Source organism: Streptomyces sp. NPDC059452 (assembly GCF_042750035.1).
In the GTDB taxonomy this organism is placed as follows: domain Bacteria; phylum Actinomycetota; class Actinomycetes; order Streptomycetales; family Streptomycetaceae; genus Streptomyces.
The window spans coordinates 152,175-173,735 of record NZ_JBHYVE010000015.1 but is presented as its reverse complement, the minus strand read 5'-3'; the positions used below and the strand labels follow the sequence as shown (position 1 = coordinate 173,735).

Here is a 21,561-nt window from a genome sequence, read left to right as displayed (position 1 = left end):
GCTCAGCGCCCCCGCAGCGTGCGGTAGGCGGTGACCAGGGCGGCGGTGGAGCTGTCGAGCTCCCCGGTGTCCGCCTCCGCGGTGCCCGCCTCTCCGGTCAGGACGGGCTCGATCTTCTTGGCGAGGACCTTGCCGAGTTCGACGCCCCACTGGTCGAAGGAGTCGATGTTCCAGATGGCGCCCTGGACGAAGACCTTGTGCTCGTAGAGCGCGATGAGCTGGCCGAGGACCGAGGGGGTCAGCCGGTCGGCGAGGATCGTGGTCGTCGGGTGGTTGCCCCGGAACGTCTTGTGCGGGACCAGCTCCTCGGGCACGCCCTCGGCACGGACCTCGTCGGGCGTCTTGCCGAAGGCCAGCGCCTGGGTCTGGGCGAAGAAGTTGGCCATCAGCAGGTCGTGCTGGGCGATCAGTCCGGGCAGCAGGTCGTGGACCGGGGCGGCGAAGCCGATGAAGTCCGCCGGGATCATCTTCGTACCCTGGTGGATCAACTGGTAGTACGCGTGCTGCCCGTTGGTGCCGGGGGTGCCCCAGACGACCGGTCCGGTCTGCCAGTCGACACGGTTGCCCTCGCGGTCGACGGACTTGCCGTTGGACTCCATGTCGAGCTGCTGGAGGTACGCGGTGAACTTGGACAGGTAGTGGCTGTAGGGGAGCACCGCGTGCGACTGGGCGTCGAAGAAGTTGCCGTACCAGACGCCGAGGAGGCCCAGCAGGAGCGGGGCGTTCTCCTCGGCGGGGGCGGTGCGGAAGTGCTCGTCGACGAGGTGGAAGCCGTCCAGCATCTCGCGGAACCGGTCCGGGCCGATGGCGATCATCAGCGAGAGGCCGATCGCGGAGTCGAAGGAGTAGCGGCCGCCGACCCAGTCCCAGAACTCGAACATGTTGGCCGTGTCGATGCCGAACTCTTCGACCTTCTCCGCGTTGGTCGACAGCGCCACGAAGTGCTTGGCGACGGCGTCCTGACCGGCCCGCAGCTCGGTGAGCAGCCAGTCCCGGGCGGAGGTGGCGTTGGTGATGGTCTCGATCGTGGTGAAGGTCTTCGAGGCGATGACGAAGAGCGTCTCGGCGGGGTCCAGGTCGCGGACGGCCTCGTGGAGGTCGGCGCCGTCGACGTTGGAGACGAACCGGACGGTGAGCGAGCGGTCCGTGAAGGAGCGCAGCACCTCGTACGCCATGGCGGGACCGAGGTCGGAGCCGCCGATGCCGATGTTGACGATGTTCTTGACGGGCTTGCCGGTGTGGCCGGTCCACTCCCCCGCCCGGACCTTGTCCGCGAAGGCGGCCATCTTGTCCAGGACGGCGTGGACGGCGGGTACGACGTTCTCGCCGTCGACCTCGATCACGGCGTCGCGCGGGGCGCGGAGCGCGGTGTGCAGGACGGCCCGGTCCTCGGTGGTGTTGATCTTCTCGCCGCGGAACATCGCGTCCCGCAGCTCGGCGACCCCGGTGGCGGCGGCGAGTTCGCGCAGCAGGCGCAGCGTCTCGTCGGTGACCAGGTGCTTGGAGTAGTCGAGGTGGAGGTCGCCGACCCGGAGGGTGTGGTCGGTGCCCCGGTCCGGCGTCCGCGCGAACAGTTCGCGCAGCTGGGTGGCGCCGAACTCCTCACGGTGCTTGGCGAGAGCCGTCCACTCGGGGGTCTGGTTGAGCTTGGCTCGGCTTACTGCGTTCATCCCGGATATCAGCCCACTTCTTCTTCGTCACTCAGCTTCCCCGCTGCCCCACCAACCTAATTGATCGAGGAGGCGGGCGGCGCGGACGCGGGGCGTACGGCGGAAAAGCCGTCCGGCCGGACACCTGTGGGGTGTCCGGCCGGTGAGGACTGGGTGGGTCCGTGACGCTGGGCGGGCTTCAGATCTCGCCGCGGAGTTTGGCGAGGGCCTCGGCGAGGATCGCCTCGCCGTCCTCGTCGCTGCGCCGCTCCCGTACGTACGCGAGGTGCGTCTTGTACGGCTCGGTGCGGGGCGGGTCCGGGGGGCTGTCCTTGTCCTGGCCGGCCGGGAAGCCGCAGCGCGGGCAGTCCCAGGTGTCCGGCACCTGCGCGTCATGGGCGAAGCTCGGCTGCGTCTCGTGCCCGTTGGAGCACCAGAAGGAGATGCGCAGGCGCGGCGCGGACTCGCCCCGCTCGGCCTCGCCCATCGGCCCCGCTCCGACCCGGCTTCCCCGGATCGCGTTGCCACTTGCCACGGTCGTAACTCCCTGCCTGACGGTGCTCGACGAAGCCTCAGTCTACGTAAGGCCCAACGCACGTCCAGTGAAAGGAGTTACACCCTCACCGGGAATCTCCGGGCGGGGTCAGTCGCCCAGCTTGACCAGCAGACCGAGCACGACGACCAACGCGAACCAGATCAGACCGACCACGACGGTGATGCGGTCGAGGTTGCGTTCGGCGACGGAGGAACCACCGACGGACGACTGCATTCCGCCACCGAACATGTCGGAGAGGCCGCCGCCCTTGCCCTTGTGCATGAGCACCAGCAGCATCAGCAGCAGGCTGAAGACGATCAGGGCGATCTCGAACGCCAAAACCACGGCTGGTCCCTACTTTCCGGAATTCTTGACTACTGCCTGTACGTACAGCGGGGGCCGGAGGGTGACAACCCCCTCGGCCCCCGCAAGGGTACGACGGATCCGCGCTACCGCATACTCACTGGTCGCGGAAGCGGACGATCTTGACGAACTCGTCGGCGTCGAGCGCGGCACCGCCGATGAGGGCGCCGTCCACGTCGGGCTGCGCCATGATGGCCGCCACGTTGCCGGACTTCACCGAACCGCCGTACTGGATACGGACGGCGTCGGCCAGCTCCTGCGAGTACAGCTCGGCCAGCCGGCGGCGGATCGCACCGCAGACTTCCTGGGCGTCCTCGGGGGTGGCGACCTCGCCGGTCCCGATGGCCCAGACCGGCTCGTAGGCGATGACGATGGACTGGGCCTGCTCGGCCGGGAGGTCCTTCAGGGCGCCGTCGAGCTGCGCGAGCGTGTAGGAGACCTGGTCACCGGCCTTGCGGATGTCCAGGCCCTCGCCGACGCAGAGGATCGGGGTCAGGCCGTGCTGGTAGGCGGCCTTCACCTTGGCGTTGCAGATCTCGTCGCTCTCGCCGTGGTACTGGCGGCGCTCGCTGTGGCCGACGGCCACGTACGTACAGCGCAGCTTGGCGAGCATCGCGCCGGAGATCTCACCGGTGTAGGCACCGGAGTCGTGCGCCGAGATGTCCTGGGCGCCGTACTTGATCTTCAGCTTGTCGCCGTCCACCAGGGTCTGCACGGAGCGCAGGTCGGTGAAGGGCGGCAGGACGGCGACCTCGACGGCGTCGTAGTCCTTGTCGGCCAGGGCGAAGGAGAGCTTCTGGACGTGGGCGATGGCCTCAAGGTGGTTGAGGTTCATCTTCCAGTTGCCCGCCATCAGCGGGGTACGGGTACTCATTAAGGGTCAGTCCTCCAGTGCGGCGAGGCCGGGAAGCGTCTTGCCCTCGAGGTATTCGAGGCTGGCGCCGCCACCGGTCGAGATGTGTCCGAAAGCATTCTCGTCGAAGCCCAGGATGCGTACGGCCGCGGCGGAGTCGCCGCCGCCGACGACGGTGAACGCCAGGGAGTCGAGGAGCGCCTGGGCGACCGCGCGGGTGCCCTCGGCGTAGTCGGGGTGCTCGAAGACGCCCATGGGGCCGTTCCAGAAGACGGTGGCCGCGTCGGCGAGCTTCGATGCGTAGAGCTTGCGGGACTCGGGGCCGATGTCCAGGCCCATCTGTCCGGCGGGGATGGCGTCGGCGGCGACCGTGGCGGGGTGCGCCGGGGCCTTGGTCTTCATGTCCGGGAACTCCCCGGCGACCAGCACGTCGACGGGGAGGACGAACTCCACGCCGCGCTTCTGCGCCCGCTCGATGTACTCCTTGACGACCGGGATCTGGTCCTCCTGGAGCAGCGAGGAGCCGACCTCGTGGCCCTGGGCCGCGAGGAAGGTGAAGACCATGCCGCCGCCGATCAGGATGCGGTCGGCCTTCTCCAGCAGGTGGTCGATGACGCCGAGCTTGTCGGAGACCTTGGCCCCGCCGAGGACGACGGCGTACGGCCGCTTGACGTCGGTGGTGAGCTTCTTCAGCACACCGACCTCGGTGGCGATGAGGTAGCCCGCGTAGTGCGGCAGCCGGGCCGGGAGGTCGAAGACCGAGGCGTGCTTGCGGTGTACGGCACCGAAGCCGTCGCCCACGTACACGTCCGCGAGCTCGGCGAGCCGGTCGGCGAAGGCGCCGCGCTCGGCGTCGTCCTTGGCCGTCTCACCGGGGTTGAAGCGGAGGTTCTCGATGACGGCGACCTGGCCGTCGGTGAGGCCCGCGACGGTGGCGCGGGCGGAGTCGCCCACGGTGTCGGTCGCGAAGGCGACATCGGCACCGAGGAGTTCACCGAGGCGCGCGGCGGCGGGCGCCAGCGAGAACGCCGGGTCCGGGGCACCCTTGGGGCGGCCCAGGTGCGAGGCGACGACGACCCGCGCGCCGGCTTCGGCGAGCTTGGCGACCGTCGGGACGACGGCGCGGATACGGCCGTCGTCGGTGATGGTGGTGCCGTCCAGCGGCACGTTGAGGTCGGCGCGGACGAATACCCGCCTGCCGGCGACCCCTTCGGTGAGAAGTTCGTCGATCGTCTTCATCTGGTCTTCCGTTGCTCCTTACAGGGACGGATGAACATGCTAAGAGGCCCGACCGGCGCGTCCTTGCGCCGGTCGAGCCCCTTCACTCACATCGTGGTGCCGCCGACCCGAGGGTCAGAGCTGCTCGCCGACGAAGACCGTGAGGTCGACGAGGCGGTTGGAGTAGCCCCACTCGTTGTCGTACCAGCCGAGGATCTTCACCGTGTTCCCCTCCTGGACCATGGTCAGGGAGGAGTCGAAGGTGCAGGACGACGGGTCGCCGACGATGTCCGAGGAGACGATCGGGTCCTCGGTGTACGTCAGGAAGCCCTTGAGGTCGCCGTCGTCGGAGGCCTTCTTGAACGCGGCGTTGACCTCGTCCTTGGTGACCTCGCGGTCCAGGGTGACGACGAGGTCGGTGGCGGAGCCGGTCGGGACCGGGACGCGCATCGCGATGCCGTCGAGCTTGCCCTTGAGCTGCGGGAGGACCAGAGCGGTGGCCTTGGCGGCACCGGTCGTGGTCGGGATGATGTTCTCGGCGGCGGCGCGGGCGCGGCGCAGGTCCGAGTGCGGGAAGTCCAGGATGCGCTGGTCGTTGGTGTACGCGTGGACCGTCGTCATCAGGCCCTTGACGATGCCGAAGTTCTCGTCGAGAACCTTGGCCATCGGCGCCACACAGTTGGTGGTGCAGGAGGCGTTGGAGATGACGTGGTGGTTGGCCGCGTCGTACTTGTCCTGGTTGACGCCCATCACGATGGTGATGTCCTCGTCCTTGGCCGGAGCCGAGATGAGGACCTTCTTGGCGCCGCCGGCGATGTGCTTCTCGGCGTCGGCCTTCTTGGTGAAGATGCCGGTCGACTCGATGACGATGTCGACGCCCAGCTCACCCCAGGGGATGTCGGCCGGGTTGCGCTCGGAGAGCACCTTGATCGTGTGACCATCGACGGTGATGGTGTCGGCGGTGTGGCTGACCTCTGCCTTGAGACGACCCAGGATGGTGTCGTACTTCAGCAGGTGGGCCGTGGTCGCAGTGTCACCCAGGTCGTTGACAGCCACGATCTCGATGTCCGCACCCTGCTCAAGCAGCGCGCGGAAGTAGTTGCGACCGATGCGGCCGAAGCCGTTGATGCCTACGCGGATCGTCACGAACCGATCTCCTCGTATAGGTACGCCGGTTTCTGAAGCCGACGAGGTGTATAGGGATGTCCCCGACCGCTATCGACCCTACCTCTCCGAGGGCCCCGGGGTGACATCGACAGGGGCCGTACGCGCCACCGGAATACGGCGGGAGGCCCGTACTCCCCAGTAGGGTCACGGGCCTCCGTTCGCGCTTCGGGACGTTGGTCCCGATGACCGGGGACCAACGTCCCCTGTCCGTGGCCGAGTCAGCCGACCAGGCCGTCCGCAAGCTCCTCGCTGAGCGTGGCCTCCGTGCCGGGGATGCCGAGATCCTGGGCGCGCTTGTCGGCCATGGCGAGCAGGCGGCGGATCCGGCCGGCGACCGCGTCCTTGGTCAGCGGCGGGTCGGCGAGCGCGCCCAGCTCCTCCAGGGATGCCTGCTTGTGCTCCATGCGCAGCCGCCCGGCCGCCGCGAGGTGCTCGGGGACCTCCTCGCCGAGGATCTCCAGCGCGCGCCCCACCCGGGCCCCGGCGGCCACCGCCGCGCGGGCCGAGCGGCGCAGGTTCGCGTCGTCGAAGTTGGCGAGCCGGTTGGCCGTGGCGCGGACCTCGCGCCGCATCCGGCGCTCCTCCCAGGCCAGCACCGACTCATGGGCGCCGAGCCGGGTGAGCAGGGCGCCGATCGCGTCGCCGTCGCGGACGACGACCCGGTCCACGCCGCGCACCTCGCGGGCCTTGGCCGCGATGGAGAGCCGGCGGGCCGCGCCGACCAGGGCGAGGGCCGCCTCCGGGCCGGGGCAGGTGACCTCCAGCGAGGAGGAGCGGCCGGGCTCGGTGAGCGAGCCGTGCGCGAGGAACGCCCCGCGCCAGGCGGCCTCGGCGTCGCAGGTGGCCCCCGAGACCACCTGCGGGGGCAGTCCGCGGATGGGGCGGCCGCGGCCGTCCACCAGACCGGTCTGCCGGGCCAGCTGGTCGCCGCCCGCCACCACCCGGACGACATAGCGCGAGCCGCGCCGCAGCCCGCCGGGGGCCATCACGATCAGCTCCGAGCTGTGCCCGAAGATTTCGAGGATGTCGCGCTTGAGCCGGCGCGCCGCCATCGCGGTGTCCAGCTCCGCCTCGATCACAATGCGGCCGCTCACCAGGTGCAGCCCGCCCGCGAACCGAAGAATCGCCGAGACCTCTGCCTTCCTGCAGCAGGTCCGGGTGACGGGAAGCCGAGAGATTTCGTCCTTCACCGCTGGCGTCATCGCCATGGGCCGATCCTTCCATGCATCCGAAAAATACGGTCGTACGCGGCGGCCAACAGCTCCTGATCATGGACCGGAACGCCGTCGGGCGATGCCACCGGCGCCAGCTCGACCGCGGCTCCGAGCCGCTTGGCGGCGTCGTCGAGCGATTCGCGGTCGGGCACGGCTGCCTCGTCGGCCAGCACCACGTCCAAGGCGAGTTTAGGGGCGTGTCGTCCCAAAACCTCCAAATGACGCTGCGGTGAGAACCCCTCGGTTTCACCGGGCTGTGGTGCGAGATTCAACGACAGGACCTTGCGGGCCTTCGTGGTGACCAGTGCGTCGAGCAGTTCCGGCACCAGCAGATGCGGGATCACCGAGGAGAACCAGGAGCCGGGGCCGAGCACCACCCAGTCCGCGTCGAGCACCGCCTCGACGGCCTCCGGGACGGCCGGCGGGTCGGGCGGGACGACGTGCACGGACTGCACCTCGCCCGGGGTGAGCGCGACGGTGGCCTGGCCGCGCACGGTGACGATCGCGTCGGGCAGCTCGGGGTCGTGGCCCTTGACCAGCGCCTGGAGCTCCAGCGGCACGGCGGACATCGGCAGCACCCGGCCGTGCGCGCCCAGCAGCTTGCCGACCAGGTCCAGGGCCTGGACATGGTCGCCGAGCTGCTCCCACAGGGCCACGATCAGCAGGTTGCCGACCGCGTGCTCGTGGAGGTCGCCCTTGGACTCGAAGCGGTGCTGGATGACCCGGGACCAGGTGCGGCCCCAGTCGTCGTCCCCGCAGAGCGCGGCGAGCGCCTTGCGCAGGTCCCCGGGCGGCAGGACGCCCAGCTCCTCGCGCAGCCGGCCGCTGGAGCCGCCGTCGTCGGCGACGGTGACCACGGCCGTGAGGTCGCCGGTGATCCGGCGCAGCGCCGCCAGGGACGCCGAGAGGCCCATGCCGCCGCCGAGCGCGACGACCTTGGGCTGTCCACCGCGTTTGCGGCCGGAGAGCGCCGAGGTGGCCCGGCTCAGCCGCCGCATCCGCAGATTGCGACCGGTCACTCTCGCCCCATGTCCCGGTGGACGAGGACGGTCTCGATGCCTTCGGCGGCGAGGCGGGCCGAGAGCTTCTCCGACATGGCGACGGAGCGGTGCTTGCCGCCCGTGCAGCCCACGGCGATGGTCACGTACCGCTTGCCCTCGCGGCGGTAGCCGGCGGCGATCAGCTGGAGCAGCTCCGTGTACTGGTTGAGGAACTCCTTGGCGCCCGGCTGGTTGAAGACGTAGTCGGACACCTCCTCGTTGACGCCGGTGAAGGGGCGCAGCTCCGGGACCCAGTGCGGGTTGGGCAGGAAGCGGCAGTCCACGACCAGGTCGGCGTCGACGGGCAGGCCGTACTTGTAGCCGAAGGACATCACCGTGGCGCGCAGCTCCGGCTCGGACTCGCCCGCGAACTGGGCGTCCATCTTGGCGCGCAGCTCGTGCACGTTGAGGCTGGAGGTGTCGATGACCAGGTCGGCGTCGCCGCGCAGCTCGCGCAGCAGGTCGCGCTCGGCGGCGATGCCGTCGACGATGCGGCCGTCGCCCTGGAGGGGGTGCGGGCGGCGGACGGACTCGAAGCGGCGCACCAGGGCGTCGTCGGAGGACTCCAGGAAGACGATCCGCCGGGTGACGTGCTTGGCCTCCAGGTCCGCGAGGGATTCGCGGAGGTTGTCGAAGAAGCGCCGGCCGCGTACGTCGACGACGACGGCGATCCGCGCCACGTTGCCCTGTGAGCGGGCGCCGAGCTCCACCATGGTGGGGATCAGCGCGGGCGGCAGGTTGTCGACGACGAACCAGCCGAGGTCCTCCAGACACTTGGCGGCGGTGCTGCGGCCAGCGCCGGACATGCCGGAGATGATCACCAGCTCGGGGATGGCCGGCGCCACTGCCTCGCCCGTCTCGTTCGTGGTGTTCGTACTCACGTCTGCTGCTCCGTCTGCTCGGTCTGTTCGTTCGTGCTGCTGGTCGCCTGGGCGCTCGCTGCCGTCGCCTGCGTGGCCGTCGGCCCGGCGGGTGTGCTCGGTCATGACGTGCCCCCGTCGTCGTCTTCCATGATCTCTCCTGTGGCCGTGTTCACGGCAGGGGCCGCGGGAGCGGCCGAGGCGAGGGCGGCCGCCACCGCCTCGGCCGTCCTGCGCCCTATCCCGGGGACCTCGCAGATCTCCTCGATTGTCGCCTGCCGGAGCTTCTTCACGGAGCCGAAATGCTTGATCAGGGCCTGTTTGCGGGTCTCGCCGAGGCCCGCCACGTCGTCCAGGGGGCTGGAGCGGATGCGCTTGGCCCGCTTGGCGCGCTGGTAGGTGATGGCGAAGCGGTGGGCCTCGTCGCGAACGCGCTGGAGGAGGTAGAGGCCCTCGCTGGAGCGGGGCAGGACCACGGGGTCGTCGTCATCGGGGAGCCAGACCTCCTCCAGCCGCTTGGCCAGGCCGCAGACGGCGATGTCGTCGATGCCCAGCTCGTCCAGGGCGCGTTTCGCGGCGGCGACCTGGGGTTGTCCGCCGTCGACCACGACGAGCTGCGGCGGGTAGGCGAACCGCTTGGGGCGGCCGTCGTCCTCCCGGGGCTCGGTCCCGTCGGCCGGGACCGGGGAGACCTGTGCGGCGTCCGGGGCCTCCCCGGAGGCCTCCGGTGCCTGCTCCCACTCCCCCGTACGCTCCTTGTCCTGGAGGTAGCGCCGGAAGCGGCGGCCGATCACCTCGTGCATCGAGCGGACGTCGTCCTGGCCCTCGAAGCCCTTGATCTGGAAGCGGCGGTACTCGCTCTTGCGGGCGAGGCCGTCCTCGAAGACCACCATGGAGGCGACCACGTCGTCCCCCTGGAGGTGGGAGATGTCGTAGCACTCGATGCGCAGCGGGGCCGTGTCCAGGCCGAGCGCCTCCGCGATCTCCTCCAGGGCACGGGAGCGGGTGGTCAGGTCGGAGGCGCGCTTGGTCTTGTGCAGCCCGAGCGCCTGCTGGGCGTTGCGCTGGACCGTCGTCATGAGGTCCTTCTTGTCGCCGCGCTGCGGGATGCGCAGGCTGACCTGGGAGCCCCGGCGCTCGGCGAGCCACTGGGAGACCGCTTCGGTGTCCTCGGGCAGGGCGGGGACCAGGACCTCCTTGGGGACGGCGTCGCCGCGCTCCTCCCCGTACAGCTGCTGGAGGGCGTGCTCGACGAGGCCGGAAGTGTCGACCGCCTCGACCTTGTCGGTGACCCAGCCGCGCTGGCCGCGGACCCGGCCGCCGCGCACGTGGAAGATCTGGAGGGCGGCCTCCAGCTCGTCCTCGGCGACGGCGATCAGGTCGGCGTCGGTGGCGTCGGCGAGGACGACGGCGCTCTTCTCCATGGCCCGCCTGAGGGCCCCGGCGTCGTCCCGGAGCCGGGCGGCGCGCTCGTACTCCATCTCCTCGGCCGCCTGTGTCATGTCCTTCTCCAGGCGGCGGATGTAGGTGCCCGTGCGCCCGGCCATGAAGTCGCAGAAGTCCTCGGCCAGCTCCCGGTGTTCCTCGGGGGTGACCCGGCCGACGCAGGGGGCCGAGCACTTGCCGATGTAGCCCAGCAGGCAGGGGCGGCCGGTGCGGGCGGCGTTCTTGAAGACCCCGGCGGAGCAGGTGCGGACGGGGAAGACGCGGAGCATCAGGTCGACGGTCTCGCGGATCGCCCACGCGTGCCCGTACGGACCGAAGTAGCGCACGCCCTTCTTCTTGGCGCCGCGCATCACCTGGACGCGGGGGAACTCCTCGTTCAGCGTGACGGCGAGGTAGGGGTAGCTCTTGTCGTCCCGGTACTTGACGTTGAACCGGGGGTCGAACTCCTTGATCCAGGAGTACTCCAGCTGGAGCGCCTCGACCTCGGTGGAGACGACCGTCCACTCCACGGATGCGGCGGTCGTGACCATCGTGCGCGTACGCGGGTGGAGATTGGCCAGGTCCTGGAAGTAGTTGGCCACGCGCTGGCGGAGGTTCTTGGCCTTCCCGACGTAGATCACCCGGCGGTGCTCGTCGCGGAACTTGTAGACCCCCGGGGAGTCGGGGATCTGCCCCGGGCTGGGGCGGTAGCTGGAGGGGTCTGCCATGTCTCACACCCTACTTGCGGGGTGTGACAGTGCGTCGTCGTCCGGGGTACGGGGCGGTGTGCTCCGGGTACGCGGTGTGCTCCGGGGCGCCGGGGGGTGTCGGCGGCCCGGAGCACGGGTTCACGGCTCACATCGGGGGCGCTCCGGGTGCGTACCTGGCGTACGGCCCCGGAGCGCCCGGCTCAGGCGTCCGGCGCGGGGCGGTGCCGGGTACGGCTCCGGTGGCGTACGGCGGCGGCGCCGCAGAGGGCGAGGGCGAGCAGGGCCCCGGCGCCGGCCACCGCGGAGACGGCTCCCAGGGCGGTGCCGGGGGTGCCCGTTCCCGTACCCGCCGCGTTCGCGAGGGCGGGGGCGTTCTCCGGGGCCGGGGCGGGTGCCTCGGCCGCTGTGCCTGCCGCCGCCCCCGGGCCGTAGCCTCCCGCCCGGCCGGACCTCGCGTAGCCGGAGCCGGGCAGCTTGTCGCCGTACGCCTCCTTCACCCGGGCCCGGTAGGCGTTCAGAGTCGTCCCCTTCGCGCCCACGGCGACGCGCGCGTCCTCGTCCAGCGGGAGCACCCGGGAGGCGTCGTGGACGTACCAGGCGTCGATCTGCGGTTCGCGGAAGACCGTGCCGCCGGGAAGCGCGCGGGCCCCCTGTGCGGTGTAGCGGGCCTCGTCGTCGCCGGTCGCGATGTTCACGACCTGCCACTCCCCGCTCCCTCCCGCCCCGGGGACGGTCCACAGGGAGGCCTTCTGGCCGTCGGAGGAGACGGCGGTGGCGGCGAGGTAGTCCAGGGTGCTCGGCGCGGCCCCCTGCTTCCCGGCGACGAACGCGGCCGAGAGCGTGCGTACGGGGACGGTCCTCGCCTCGATGCGCGGTGCCGCCGCCGTACGGGCCACCGCTCCCTCCCGGGCGAAGAAGCGGGACAGGGTGTCCAGGGTGGCAGGTGCGGAGGCGGCCTCGTGGGCGGCTTCGAGCGTTGCTGCGGTCAGCTTCGGCGGGGCGGGCGTCCCGTCGGCGGGGGTTCCGTCGGCGGAGGCGACGGGCGCGGTGGCGAGCAGGGCGGTGGCGGCGAGAGCGGTGGCGACGGCGAGACGCCGGGTGGTCGCGGTCATGTCCTCACGCCCCGATCCGGTAGAGCGAGTGGGTCCAGGAGAACTGGTTGTTGTTCACGTACCAGGAGTGGGAGGCCCAGTTGTAGCGGTCGCTGGAGGGCCACGGGTCGCCCCAGTAGACCCAGCTGTTGGCGTCGTCGTACCCGTAGATGACGTGCATGTGCCCGCCGCCGGACGACCACTGGATACGGGTCTCGATGGGCCGCCGGGCCGATATCTCGCTCTGCACGGTCGGGTAGCGCAGCCAGCCGGTGACGTAACTGCCGGGCCGGACGCCGGTCCAGGAGAGGCCGGTCTGGACGTTGCCGAGGGTGGCCTGCGAGTTGGGGCACTCGGTGTTCTGGTTCCGGTTGAAGGAGGCGTTGCAGAACTGGTTCTGCGAGTAGTTGCGGCCGAACCAGGCGGCGATGGTGTTGCCGCCGGCCGCCCAGCACCAGTTGCTCTTCTGCTGGGCCTGCATGGTGATGTTGAGCCGCTGGGCGGCGGCGACGGTCTGGGACGCGGGCTCCGCTGTCGTGGCGGTGGCGGTGGCCGCGGGGACGGCGAGGAGGGCAGCGGCCAGCAGGGCCGTGAACGAGAACCTGCCGGACCTTCGGGGCCTGATTCTTCGGTTGCGCATGGCGTTCCTCCCAAGGCGGGGGGGGCGGGGATCGGAGGAGCGCGTCCGGACGCTGAGGAAAAGGATCGATCGTTGTCCGGAACAGGTCAACACGCTTCAATACGGAGTGACATCGCGGTGTGAACGGCACGGCGCCCGTGTGAACGGCGCGGCCCGGTCACCTGCTCCCCCGCATCCCCCGGGGGCGGTGTCGCCCCTCCCCCACGTGAACGTTCACCGGAGGCCCGCATGCGGCAGACCGAGACCGAACTGACGCAAGTACTGCACACCGGCCCCTTCCATCTGGCCCTGCGCACCGCCCTCTCGGTGCGCGGGCTGCCGCTCCACCGGGTGCAGCACCATCTGGCGCACCGGGGCGTCAAGCTCGGGGTGACCAGCCTGAGTTACTGGCAGCAGGGCGTACGCCGGCCCCGCCGCCCCGAGTCCCTGCGGGCCGTCCGCGCGCTGGAGGACGTGCTGGCGCTGCCGGACGACTCGCTCCTGCGGCTGCTGCGGAGCGACGACCGCGGTGCCGCGGACGGGGAGCGTCCGGTGGCGCGCTCGTACCGCTCGCTGCTGGAGTCCTCGGGGGCGGTGGAACGGCTGCTGGCGGCGATGGAGTCACCGGTGGACGGCGGGCTGCACACCGTGGACCACCAGGAGCGGGTACGGATCGGGGCGCGGCGCGAGCTGGCGGGCCGCACCTCGCTCCAGGTCGTCCGCGCGCACCGGGACGGGGTGGACCGCTATCTGGCCATCCACCGCGGTGATCCGGGGTGCGACCCGTCGCGGATCTCCGTACGGGCCGGGGAGAACTGCCGGACCGGGCGGGTCCGCTGGGACGCGGACGCGGGGGTGCTGGTGGCGGAGCTGCTCTTCGACACCCGGCTGCGGTCGGGCGAGACGTACCTCTTCGGTTACGGCTTCGAGGACGGTACGGGCGGGGCCGGCGGCGAGTATGTGCGCGGCTTCACCTTCGGCGGCGGGCAGTACGTGCTCCAGGTCGGCTTCGACGAGGCCGCGCTGCCGGTCCGCTGCCGCCGGTTCGAGCAGTCCTCGGCGGGCGCGGCGCGCGCGGCCCGCCGGGACCTCACGCTGACCGGCCGCCACCGGACGGTGCACGTGGTGGAGGAGGGGGTGCGGCCGGGGCTCGTGGGCATCGACTGGGACTGGGAGTGACGGCCCCGGGGACGGGGTGGCGTGGGCCGGGGGTGGGCGGGCTCAGGCTCCCGGGCCCGCGACGAGCTTTCCGCCCTCGGCCGTGACCGGGACGGCGGGCAGCGGCACGGTGGCCGGGCCCTGGACGACCTTGCCGGTGGTCGTGTCGAAGCGGCTGCCGTGGCAGGCGCAGTGGCCCTCGGTGCCCTCGATCTTGGTCAGGACGCAGCCGCCGTGGGTGCACTGGGCGCTGAACGCCTTGTACTCGCCCTTCGCCGGGCAGCTGACGACGAGGCGCTGCTCGCGGTAGAGCTTGGCGCCGCCGACGGGCACCTCGGAGGCTTCGCCGAGGTCGACGGGGGCGGTGGGGACGGGCGACTTGGCGTGACCGAGCTTGGACTCGGTCGAGCAGGCGGCCGCTCCCAGCCCGGCGGCACCGGCGAGCGCGGCGCCCTTCAGCACGGTACGGCGGGCGGCGGGCAGGCCGGGCATGCGGACTCCACGGATCGTTGTTCGGGGTGGCTCGGGCGTCGCCGGGCAGGCAGGGAGGAGGCGACGAGGGCCGTGGCCGCCCGTTTCCCCACTCGTTCCCCCCGGTGACGGAACCGACGATACCGGCGGGGAACGGACGGCCTGCGGGCGGGCCCGTCACCGCCGACGGCCGCCCCTCCGGAGCTGGGAGGGACGACCGTCGGCGGCTCTGTGCGGCCGAACTCACGCCTTGCGGGCGCGGGTCGCCTTCTTCGCGGCGGCGGCCTTGGTGGCGGTCGCCTTCGTGGTGCTCGCCTTCTTGGCCGTGGCCTTGGTGGCCGTGGCCTTCTTGGCTGCCGCCGCCGTGGCCTTCTTCGGCGCCGCCGTCTTCTTCGCCGCGGTCTTCCGGGCGGCGGTGGCGGTCTTACGAGCCGTCCCCGTCCCCCGCCCCGACGGCACCGCGGCCTCGCTGATCCGGTCCGCGTCCAGGATCCCCTGGAGGAACTTCCCGGTGTGGCTGGCGGGGACCGAGGCGACCTGCTCCGGCGTGCCTTCCGCCACGACCAGGCCGCCGCCGTTGCCGCCCTCGGGGCCCATGTCGATGACCCAGTCGGCGGTCTTGATGACGTCCAGGTTGTGCTCGATGACGATCACCGAGTTGCCCTTGTCGACCAGTCCGGAGAGGACCGTGATCAGCTTGCTGATGTCCTCGAAGTGGAGGCCGGTGGTCGGCTCGTCCAGGACGTAGACCGTACGTCCGGTGGAGCGCTTCTGGAGCTCGCTGGCCAGCTTGACGCGCTGCGCCTCTCCGCCGGAGAGGGTCGGCGCGGACTGCCCGAGCCGTACGTAGCCGAGGCCCACCTCGTTGAGCGTACGGAGGTGGCGCGCGATCGTCGGGACGGCTTCGAAGAACTCCAGGCCCTCCTCGATCGGCATGTCCAGCACCTCGGCGATGGACTTGCCCTTGTAGTGGACCTCCAGGGTCTCCCGGTTGTAGCGCGCACCGTGGCAGACCTCGCACGGAACGTACACATCGGGAAGGAAGTTCATCTCGATCTTGATCGTGCCGTCGCCGGAGCAGTTCTCGCAGCGGCCGCCCTTGACGTTGAAGGAGAAGCGGCCCGGCAGATAGCCGCGCACCTTCGCCTCCATCGTCTCGGCGAAGAGCCTGCGGACGTGGTCGAAGACCCCGGTGTACGTCGCCGGGTTGGACCGGGGCGTCCGGCCGATCGGCGACTGGTCGACGTGGACCACCTTGTCGACGAGGTCGTCGCCGTCGACGCGGGTGTGGCGGCCGGGGACCGACTTGGCGCCGTTCAGCTCACGGGCCAGGTGGGTGTAGAGGATGTCGTTGACCAGGGTCGACTTCCCGGAGCCGGAGACGCCGGTGACGGCGGTGAGCACGCCGAGCGGGAAGGAGACGTCGATGTCGTGGAGGTTGTTCTCCCGGGCCCCGTGCACCGTGAGGCTGCGGGCCGGGTCGACCGGGCGGCGGACGTCCGGCGTCGGGATGGCCCGCTTGCCCGACAGATACTGGCCGGTGATCGACTCCTTGTTGGCCAGCAGCTCCTTGAGCGAGCCGGAGTGGACGACCTTGCCGCCGTGCTCACCGGCACCGGGGCCGATGTCGACGACCCAGTCCGCGACCTTGATGGTGTCCTCGTCGTGCTCGACAACGATGAGCGTGTTGCCCATGTCGCGGAGGCGGACCAGGGTCTCGATCAGGCGGTGGTTGTCGCGCTGGTGCAGCCCGATGGACGGCTCGTCCAGGACGTACAGCACGCCGACCAGGCCGGAGCCGATCTGGGTGGCCAGCCGGATGCGCTGGGCCTCGCCGCCGGAGAGGGTGCCCGCCGCGCGGTTGAGCGAGAGGTAGTCCAGGCCGACGTCCACCAGGAACTTCAGCCGCTCGTTGACCTCCTTGAGGACCCGCTCGGCGATCTTCTTGTCGCGGGCGTTCAGCTTGAGGCGGCCGAGGAACTCGGCGCACTCGCTGATCGACATCGCGGAGACCTCGGCGATGGACTTCTCCATCACCGTCACCGCGAGAACGATCGGCTTGAGCCGGGTGCCCTCACAGGTGGGGCAGGGCACCTCGCGCATATAGCCCTCGAACCGCTCCCGGCTGGAGTCGCTCTCGGCCTCGGTGTGGCGCCGCTTGACGAACTGCACCGCGCCCTCGAAGGCGGGCGTGGTGTAGGCGCGCTCGCGCCCGTAACGGTTGCGGTAGCGGACCTCGGTCTGGATCTTGTGGCCGTACAGCAGGGCCTTCTTGGCGCGCTGGGGCAGTCCGGCCCAGGGGATGTCCGTACGGAAGCCGAGGGCCTTGGCGAGGGCGCCGATCAGCCGGCCGAAGTACTCCTTGGTGTGGCCGTGGGACCAGGGGTGGATGGCCCCCTCGTCGAGCGACTTCTCCTCGTCCGGAACGATCAGCTCCGGGTCGACCTCCATGCGCGTACCGATGCCCGTGCAGTCGGGGCAGGCACCGAAGGGCGAGTTGAAGGAGAAGGAGCGCGGCTCCAGCTCCTCGAAGGAGAGGTCGTCGTAGGCGCAGTAGAGGTGCTCGGAATACATCCGCTCGCGCTCGGGGTCGTCCTCGGGGAGGTCGACGAAGTCGAGCACGACCATGCCGCCGGAGAGGCCGAGGGCGGTCTCGACCGAGTCGGTGAGCCGGCGCTTGGCGCTGTCCTTGACGGTGAGGCGGTCGATGACCACCTCGATGGTGTGCTTCTCCTGCTTCTTGAGCGTGGGCGGCTCGGAGAGCTGGATGGTGGTGCCGTCGACCCTGGCCCGGCTGTACCCCTTGGTCTGGAGGTCGGCGAAGAGGTCGACGAACTCGCCCTTGCGCTCGCGCACCAGCGGCGAGAGCACCTGGAAACGGCTGCCCTCGGGCAGGCCGAGGACCTTGTCCACGATGGCCTGCGGCGACTGGCGGGCGATGGGCCGCCCGCACTCGGGACAGTGCGGCTTGCCGATCCGGGCGAAGAGCAGCCGGAGGTAGTCGTAGACCTCCGTGATGGTGCCGACCGTCGAGCGCGGGTTGCGCGAGGTCGACTTCTGGTCAATGGAGACGGCGGGGGAGAGACCCTCGATGAAGTCGACGTCCGGCTTGTCCATCTGGCCGAGGAACTGCCGGGCGTACGAGGAGAGGGACTCCACATAGCGCCGCTGGCCCTCGGCGAAGATCGTGTCGAACGCGAGGGACGACTTGCCCGACCCGGAGAGCCCGGTGAAGACGATGAGGGAGTCACGGGGGAGATCGAGCGAGACGTTTTTCAGGTTGTGCTCGCGCGCGCCACGGACGATGAGACGGTCGGCCACGCCGGTCCGCACCTTTCTGGAGAGAAACGGGGGAACTGAGCCCCCGTTCCAGGTTATGGGGGGCGCCACAGCGATGTGGGAAGCTTGGTCTCCTCCGAGCGTATAGCACGCACATTCGATTTACGGCCGTGCTCGGACACCTTCACCCGAATGAGTGGCGGAGCTAGGCTCGGCCGCATGATTGATCATGCGCACGACCTGGAAGCTGTACGCGAAGCGACCGATCGGCTGCTCAGCGAAGTGGGCAAGTGGGACAACGCCGCACTCGCCGAGCCGTCACGGCTGCCCGGATGGAGCCGGGGCCATGTTCTGGCCCACCTGTCACGTAACGCCGACGCGATCGGAAACGTTCTCCGGGGGCTGCCGATGTACGCGAGCAGCGAAACCCGGGACGCCGACATCGAGGCGGGCGCCGCGCGCCCCCTGGCCGAGCAGCTGGCCGACTTCCGGGAGAGCGCGGACGGCCTCCAGGCGGTGGCGGCGGAACCGGCGGACTGGTCCCGTACGGTCGCCCTCCGCAACGGCGTGACGGACTCCGCCTCCCGGGTCCCCTTCCGCCGCCTGATCGAGCTGGAGATCCACCACGTCGACCTGGACGTCGGCTACGAGCTGGAGGACCTGCCGGCCGACTTCACCGAGCGGGAGATCGTCTTCCTCACCGACCGCTTCACCGGCCACCCGGCCGTCCCCGCCACCACCCTGACCGATGAGGCGGGCCGCACCTGGACCACGGGCGGCGGGGCGGACGGTCCCGCCGTGTCGGTACGGGGAACGGCCGCCGACCTGCTCGGCTGGCTGGCGGGCCGCCGCGACGGCTCCGCGCTGGCCGTGACCGGAGGCGCGCTGCCCGCGCTGCCCCCGCTGTAGAAGGGTCCCTGCCGGGGTTCGGGACACCCCTCCGGCCCCGGCGGGAACGGATTAGGGTGAGCCGTATGACGTACAGCGGAGCGGTGAAGGTCGGCGGACCGGCGAGCGTGCACGAACTGGCGGATCTGATGATCTCCAAGGTCGCCGTGGGTGCCATGGACAACAACGCCTATCTGCTGCGCTGCCGGGCCACCGGCGAGCAGCTCCTGATCGACGCGGCGGCCGAGCCCGCCACCCTGCTGACGCTGATCGGTGACGACTCCATCGCGTCCGTCGTCACCACCCACCGCCACGGCGACCACTGGCAGGCCCTGGCCGAGGTGGTGGCGGCCACCGGCGCCCGGACGTACGCGGGCCGGTACGACGCCGAGGGCATCCCGGTCGCCACGGACGTCCTCGTGGAGGACGGCGACACGATCACCGTGGGCCGGGTCGAGCTGACCGCCCGCCACCTGACCGGCCACACGCCCGGCTCGATCGCCCTGGTCTACGACGACCCGCACGGGGCCCCGCACCTGTTCACCGGGGACTGCCTCTTCCCCGGCGGGATCGGCAACACGCGTCAGGACCCGGAGGCGTTCGCGAGCCTCCTGCACGACGTCGAGACGAAGCTGTTCGACCGGCTGCCCGACGAGACCTGGGTCTACCCGGGCCACGGCAACGACACGACCCTGGGCGCCGAGCGGCCGCATCTGCCGGAGTGGCGCGCGCGGGGCTGGTAGGCAGCGGACCGGGCACACGGCGGCCCGGGGGGGGTACGGCCCGGAGGCTGCGGCCCGGGGGCTGTGTCAGACCCGGGTACTAGGGTCCCGGCATGACCTTCACCAGCGCCTCCGCCGCCGCCCCGGAAGCGACCCGGGTCGATCTGGACCTCGACGGGCGCCGCCTGTCCTACCTCGACTTCGGGGGGCCCGGCCGGCCCCTGCTGGCCCTGCACGGCCACTTCTCGGAAGGGCGGACCTTCGCCCGGCTAGCCCAAGCGCTGGCCTCCGACTGGCGGGTCGTCGCCCCCGACCAGCGCGGCCACGGGGAGTCGGACCGCCCGGCGGACTACCACCGCCGGGGCTACCTCGCGGACGCGGTCGCGGTCCTCGACCATCTCGGCCTCGGCCGGGTCGTCGTCCTCGGCCATTCGCTGGGCGGTGTCAACGCCTATCAGCTCGCCGCACTCCACCCGGACCGGGTCCTCGCCCTGGTCGTCGAGGACATCGGGGCCGTCGTCGATGACGACCTGTCCTTCTGCCTCTCCTGGCCCCACCGGGCACCGGACCGCGCGGCCCTGATCGAGGGGCTGGGCGCCTCCGCCCCCTATCTGGCCGAGGCGATACGCGCGTACGACGACGGCTGGGGGCTGGCCTTCCGCCCGGAGGACATGGTCGCCTCGCAGCGCCTGCTCCAGGGCGACCACTGGGACGACTGGCTGGCCACGGACTGTCCGGCCCTCCTCGTCCACGGGGCCCGCAGCGGAACCCTCTCCGCCGGGCACGCCGAGGCCATGGCGGAGCGCCGCCCGCACACCCGCCTGGTGCGCCTGCCCACAGGCCATACGGTCCACGAGACCGATCCCGAGGGCTTCGCCGCCGCTGTCCGCGCGTTCCTCGCGGAGCTGTGACGACGGACCTTCGACAGGGGTGGACGGACCTTTGACGGGGGTATACGTACAGCGGCCGGGACGGACGGCTCCCGCCGTTCCGTCCCGGCCGCTGCCGGTGGTGGAGTCCCTGTACCGCCCGGGGCGGCCCCGGGTCAGCTGCTGACGCTCTCCGGCTGCTCGTCGGCCGCGTCGACGCTCTTGGCCTTCGCGGCCGCCTCGGCCTCCGCCGCCTCCTGCTTCTTGTTGGCGATCAGGCTGGTGATCGTGGTGACCACCAGGACGCCGCAGATGACGGTGAGGGAGAACGGGATGGAGATCTCCGGGACGTGCACCCCGGACTCGTGCAGGGCGTGCAGCACGAGCTTGACGCCGATGAAGCCGAGGATCACCGACAGGCCGTAGCTGAGGTGGACCAGCTTCTTCAGCAGACCGCCGATGAGGAAGTACAGCTGGCGCAGGCCCATCAGCGCGAACGCGTTGGCGGTGAAGACGATGTACGGGTCCTGGGTCAGGCCGAAGATCGCCGGGATCGAGTCCAGCGCGAAGAGCACGTCGGTGGTGCCGATGGCGAGCATGACCACCATCAGCGGGGTCAGGATCCGCTTGCCGTTGCGCTGGATGAAGAGCTTCGTGCCGTGGTACTGGTCGGCGACGCCGAAGCGCTGCTCGATCTTCTTGAGGAGACGGTTCTCCTCGAACTCCTCTTCCTCCTCACCGGCCCGCGCCTCCTGGATGAGCTTCCAGGCGGTGTAGATCAGGAACGCGCCGAAGATGTAGAACACCCACGAGAAGTTCGCGATCACGGCGGCACCGGCGGCGATGAAGACCGCCCGGAGCACCAGGGCGATCAGCACACCGATGAGCAGCACCCGCTGTTGGAGGTGGGAGGGCACCGAGAACTTCGCCATGATGAGGACGAAGACGAAGAGGTTGTCGACGCTCAGCGACTTCTCGGTGATGAAGCCCGCGAAGAACTCTCCGGACGCCTGGCTGTTGCCGAACACCAGCAGGCCGAGGCCGAAGAGGACGGCCAGCGCGATCCAGACGACCGTCCAGATACCGGCTTCCTTGGTCGACACGTCATGAGGCTTGCGCCCGATGAAGAAGTCGACGGCGATCAGGGCTGACAGACCAATGATGGTCACAGCCCAAAGGGTCCATGAAACGTCCACTGCGCCTCCGGCAGTTCGCTACGGCTACTGATCAGCGTCGTCGCTGCCGGAGGTCTCTTCCGCCCTGGCACACGGGATGTGTGCCGGGCCGACGCCCCGGGACCGGTCACGGTCCGTACTGACGGGAACGTCGCGTAAGGAGTACTCCCCTCCGTGGACCGAACAGTACAGGCAACACCAAGGATAGGTAAAGATAATAGTAAAGAGATAGTAAAATCTGCAGGTCAGAGGGCA

Annotated in this window: 19 protein-coding genes; 4 read left to right on the top strand and 15 right to left on the bottom strand. The window is 70.5% G+C overall.

Annotation, left to right across the window (positions count from 1 at the left end):
• Window positions 1-2: 2 nt before the first annotated feature.
• The 12 genes from pgi to ACFW9Z_RS21040 form a co-directional block, all read right to left on the bottom strand.
• Window positions 3-1,670, bottom strand: a complete 1,668-nt coding sequence (gene pgi, locus ACFW9Z_RS21095) for a glucose-6-phosphate isomerase (protein WP_384642971.1) — start codon at window positions 1,668-1,670, stop codon at window positions 3-5.
• Between the two features lie 178 nt (window positions 1,671-1,848).
• Window positions 1,849-2,184 (bottom strand): RNA polymerase-binding protein RbpA, encoded by a 336-nt coding sequence (locus ACFW9Z_RS21090; protein ID WP_073217477.1) that lies wholly within the window; start codon window positions 2,182-2,184, stop codon window positions 1,849-1,851.
• 108 nt (window positions 2,185-2,292) lie between these two features.
• Window positions 2,293-2,529: a preprotein translocase subunit SecG gene (secG, locus tag ACFW9Z_RS21085; RefSeq protein WP_384642968.1), complete on the bottom strand. Its 237-nt coding sequence runs from the start codon at window positions 2,527-2,529 to the stop codon at window positions 2,293-2,295.
• 115 nt (window positions 2,530-2,644) lie between these two features.
• Complete coding sequence (tpiA, locus tag ACFW9Z_RS21080; protein ID WP_384642965.1) at window positions 2,645-3,421, bottom strand: triose-phosphate isomerase; 777 nt, start codon at window positions 3,419-3,421, stop codon at window positions 2,645-2,647.
• Window positions 3,422-3,427: 6 nt separating this feature from the next.
• Entirely contained in the window at window positions 3,428-4,639 is a 1,212-nt protein-coding gene (locus ACFW9Z_RS21075; protein ID WP_384642962.1) for a phosphoglycerate kinase, read from the bottom strand.
• Window positions 4,640-4,753: 114 nt separating this feature from the next.
• Window positions 4,754-5,764, bottom strand: coding sequence for a type I glyceraldehyde-3-phosphate dehydrogenase (gene gap / locus ACFW9Z_RS21070; protein ID WP_015607849.1), 1,011 nt, complete (start codon window positions 5,762-5,764; stop codon window positions 4,754-4,756).
• A gap of 239 nt (window positions 5,765-6,003) precedes the next feature.
• Complete coding sequence (gene whiA / locus ACFW9Z_RS21065) at window positions 6,004-6,993, bottom strand: DNA-binding protein WhiA (protein WP_084745309.1); 990 nt, start codon at window positions 6,991-6,993, stop codon at window positions 6,004-6,006.
• Complete coding sequence (gene yvcK, locus ACFW9Z_RS21060) at window positions 6,984-8,018, bottom strand: uridine diphosphate-N-acetylglucosamine-binding protein YvcK (RefSeq protein ID WP_384642957.1); 1,035 nt, start codon at window positions 8,016-8,018, stop codon at window positions 6,984-6,986. Before yvcK ends, whiA begins: the two co-directional genes overlap by 10 nt.
• Window positions 8,015-9,025, bottom strand: a complete 1,011-nt coding sequence (gene rapZ, locus ACFW9Z_RS21055; RefSeq protein ID WP_384642954.1) for an RNase adapter RapZ — start codon at window positions 9,023-9,025, stop codon at window positions 8,015-8,017. The genes yvcK and rapZ overlap by 4 nt, the downstream gene beginning before the upstream one ends.
• Window positions 9,022-11,052, bottom strand: a complete 2,031-nt coding sequence (gene uvrC / locus ACFW9Z_RS21050) for an excinuclease ABC subunit UvrC (protein WP_384642951.1) — start codon at window positions 11,050-11,052, stop codon at window positions 9,022-9,024. Before uvrC ends, rapZ begins: the two co-directional genes overlap by 4 nt.
• A 182-nt stretch (window positions 11,053-11,234) precedes the next feature.
• Window positions 11,235-12,146, bottom strand: coding sequence for a hypothetical protein (locus ACFW9Z_RS21045; RefSeq protein WP_384642948.1), 912 nt, complete (start codon window positions 12,144-12,146; stop codon window positions 11,235-11,237).
• A gap of 4 nt (window positions 12,147-12,150) precedes the next feature.
• On the bottom strand, window positions 12,151-12,765 hold the full coding sequence (locus tag ACFW9Z_RS21040) for a papain-like cysteine protease family protein (protein WP_384642945.1): 615 nt from the start codon (window positions 12,763-12,765) through the stop codon (window positions 12,151-12,153).
• A 228-nt stretch (window positions 12,766-12,993) separates the two neighbouring features.
• Here ACFW9Z_RS21040 and ACFW9Z_RS21035 point away from each other — a divergent pair, with 228 nt between their 5' ends.
• Entirely contained in the window at window positions 12,994-13,923 is a 930-nt protein-coding gene (locus tag ACFW9Z_RS21035; protein WP_384642942.1) for a hypothetical protein, read from the top strand.
• A gap of 42 nt (window positions 13,924-13,965) precedes the next feature.
• Here the strand turns inward: ACFW9Z_RS21035 and ACFW9Z_RS21030 are convergent, their stop codons facing one another.
• Complete coding sequence (locus tag ACFW9Z_RS21030) at window positions 13,966-14,394, bottom strand: Rieske (2Fe-2S) protein (RefSeq protein WP_384642939.1); 429 nt, start codon at window positions 14,392-14,394, stop codon at window positions 13,966-13,968.
• Between the two features lie 222 nt (window positions 14,395-14,616).
• Entirely contained in the window at window positions 14,617-17,694 is a 3,078-nt protein-coding gene (gene uvrA, locus ACFW9Z_RS21025) for an excinuclease ABC subunit UvrA (protein WP_384642936.1), read from the bottom strand.
• 177 nt (window positions 17,695-17,871) lie between these two features.
• Here uvrA and ACFW9Z_RS21020 point away from each other — a divergent pair, with 177 nt between their 5' ends.
• The 3 genes from ACFW9Z_RS21020 to ACFW9Z_RS21010 all read left to right on the top strand — a co-directional run bounded on the left by ACFW9Z_RS21020 (window position 17,872) and on the right by ACFW9Z_RS21010 (window position 20,173).
• Window positions 17,872-18,561: a maleylpyruvate isomerase family mycothiol-dependent enzyme gene (locus tag ACFW9Z_RS21020; protein ID WP_384642933.1), complete on the top strand. Its 690-nt coding sequence runs from the start codon at window positions 17,872-17,874 to the stop codon at window positions 18,559-18,561.
• Between the two features lie 65 nt (window positions 18,562-18,626).
• Complete coding sequence (locus ACFW9Z_RS21015; protein WP_384642930.1) at window positions 18,627-19,283, top strand: MBL fold metallo-hydrolase; 657 nt, start codon at window positions 18,627-18,629, stop codon at window positions 19,281-19,283.
• A 92-nt stretch (window positions 19,284-19,375) separates the two neighbouring features.
• Window positions 19,376-20,173: an alpha/beta fold hydrolase gene (locus ACFW9Z_RS21010; protein ID WP_384642927.1), complete on the top strand. Its 798-nt coding sequence runs from the start codon at window positions 19,376-19,378 to the stop codon at window positions 20,171-20,173.
• Between the two features lie 134 nt (window positions 20,174-20,307).
• Here ACFW9Z_RS21010 and ACFW9Z_RS21005 read toward each other — a convergent pair whose 3' ends face one another.
• The gene (locus tag ACFW9Z_RS21005; RefSeq protein WP_384642924.1) at window positions 20,308-21,327 is read right to left on the bottom strand and encodes a TerC family protein; all 1,020 of its coding nucleotides are present in this window, start codon (window positions 21,325-21,327) and stop codon (window positions 20,308-20,310) included.
• Window positions 21,328-21,561: the final 234 nt, after the last annotated feature.

Bases quoted from the DNA above. Each gene is read 5' to 3' on its own strand.
- pgi (WP_384642971.1), bottom strand. From the start codon at position 1,670: ATGAACGCAGTAAGCCGAGCCAAGCTCAACCAGACCCCCGAGTGGACG.
- tpiA (WP_384642965.1), bottom strand. From the start codon at position 3,421: ATGAGTACCCGTACCCCGCTGATGGCGGGCAACTGGAAGATGAACCTC.
- ACFW9Z_RS21075 (WP_384642962.1), bottom strand. From the start codon at position 4,639: ATGAAGACGATCGACGAACTTCTCACCGAAGGGGTCGCCGGCAGGCGG.
- whiA (WP_084745309.1), bottom strand. From the start codon at position 6,993: ATGGCGATGACGCCAGCGGTGAAGGACGAAATCTCTCGGCTTCCCGTC.
- rapZ (WP_384642954.1), bottom strand. From the start codon at position 9,025: ATGACCGAGCACACCCGCCGGGCCGACGGCCACGCAGGCGACGGCAGC.
- uvrC (WP_384642951.1), bottom strand. From the start codon at position 11,052: ATGGCAGACCCCTCCAGCTACCGCCCCAGCCCGGGGCAGATCCCCGAC.
- ACFW9Z_RS21045 (WP_384642948.1), bottom strand. From the start codon at position 12,146: ATGACCGCGACCACCCGGCGTCTCGCCGTCGCCACCGCTCTCGCCGCC.
- ACFW9Z_RS21040 (WP_384642945.1), bottom strand. From the start codon at position 12,765: ATGCGCAACCGAAGAATCAGGCCCCGAAGGTCCGGCAGGTTCTCGTTC.
- ACFW9Z_RS21035 (WP_384642942.1), top strand. From the start codon at position 12,994: ATGCGGCAGACCGAGACCGAACTGACGCAAGTACTGCACACCGGCCCC.
- ACFW9Z_RS21030 (WP_384642939.1), bottom strand. From the start codon at position 14,394: ATGCCCGGCCTGCCCGCCGCCCGCCGTACCGTGCTGAAGGGCGCCGCG.
- ACFW9Z_RS21020 (WP_384642933.1), top strand. From the start codon at position 17,872: ATGATTGATCATGCGCACGACCTGGAAGCTGTACGCGAAGCGACCGAT.
- ACFW9Z_RS21015 (WP_384642930.1), top strand. From the start codon at position 18,627: ATGACGTACAGCGGAGCGGTGAAGGTCGGCGGACCGGCGAGCGTGCAC.
- ACFW9Z_RS21010 (WP_384642927.1), top strand. From the start codon at position 19,376: ATGACCTTCACCAGCGCCTCCGCCGCCGCCCCGGAAGCGACCCGGGTC.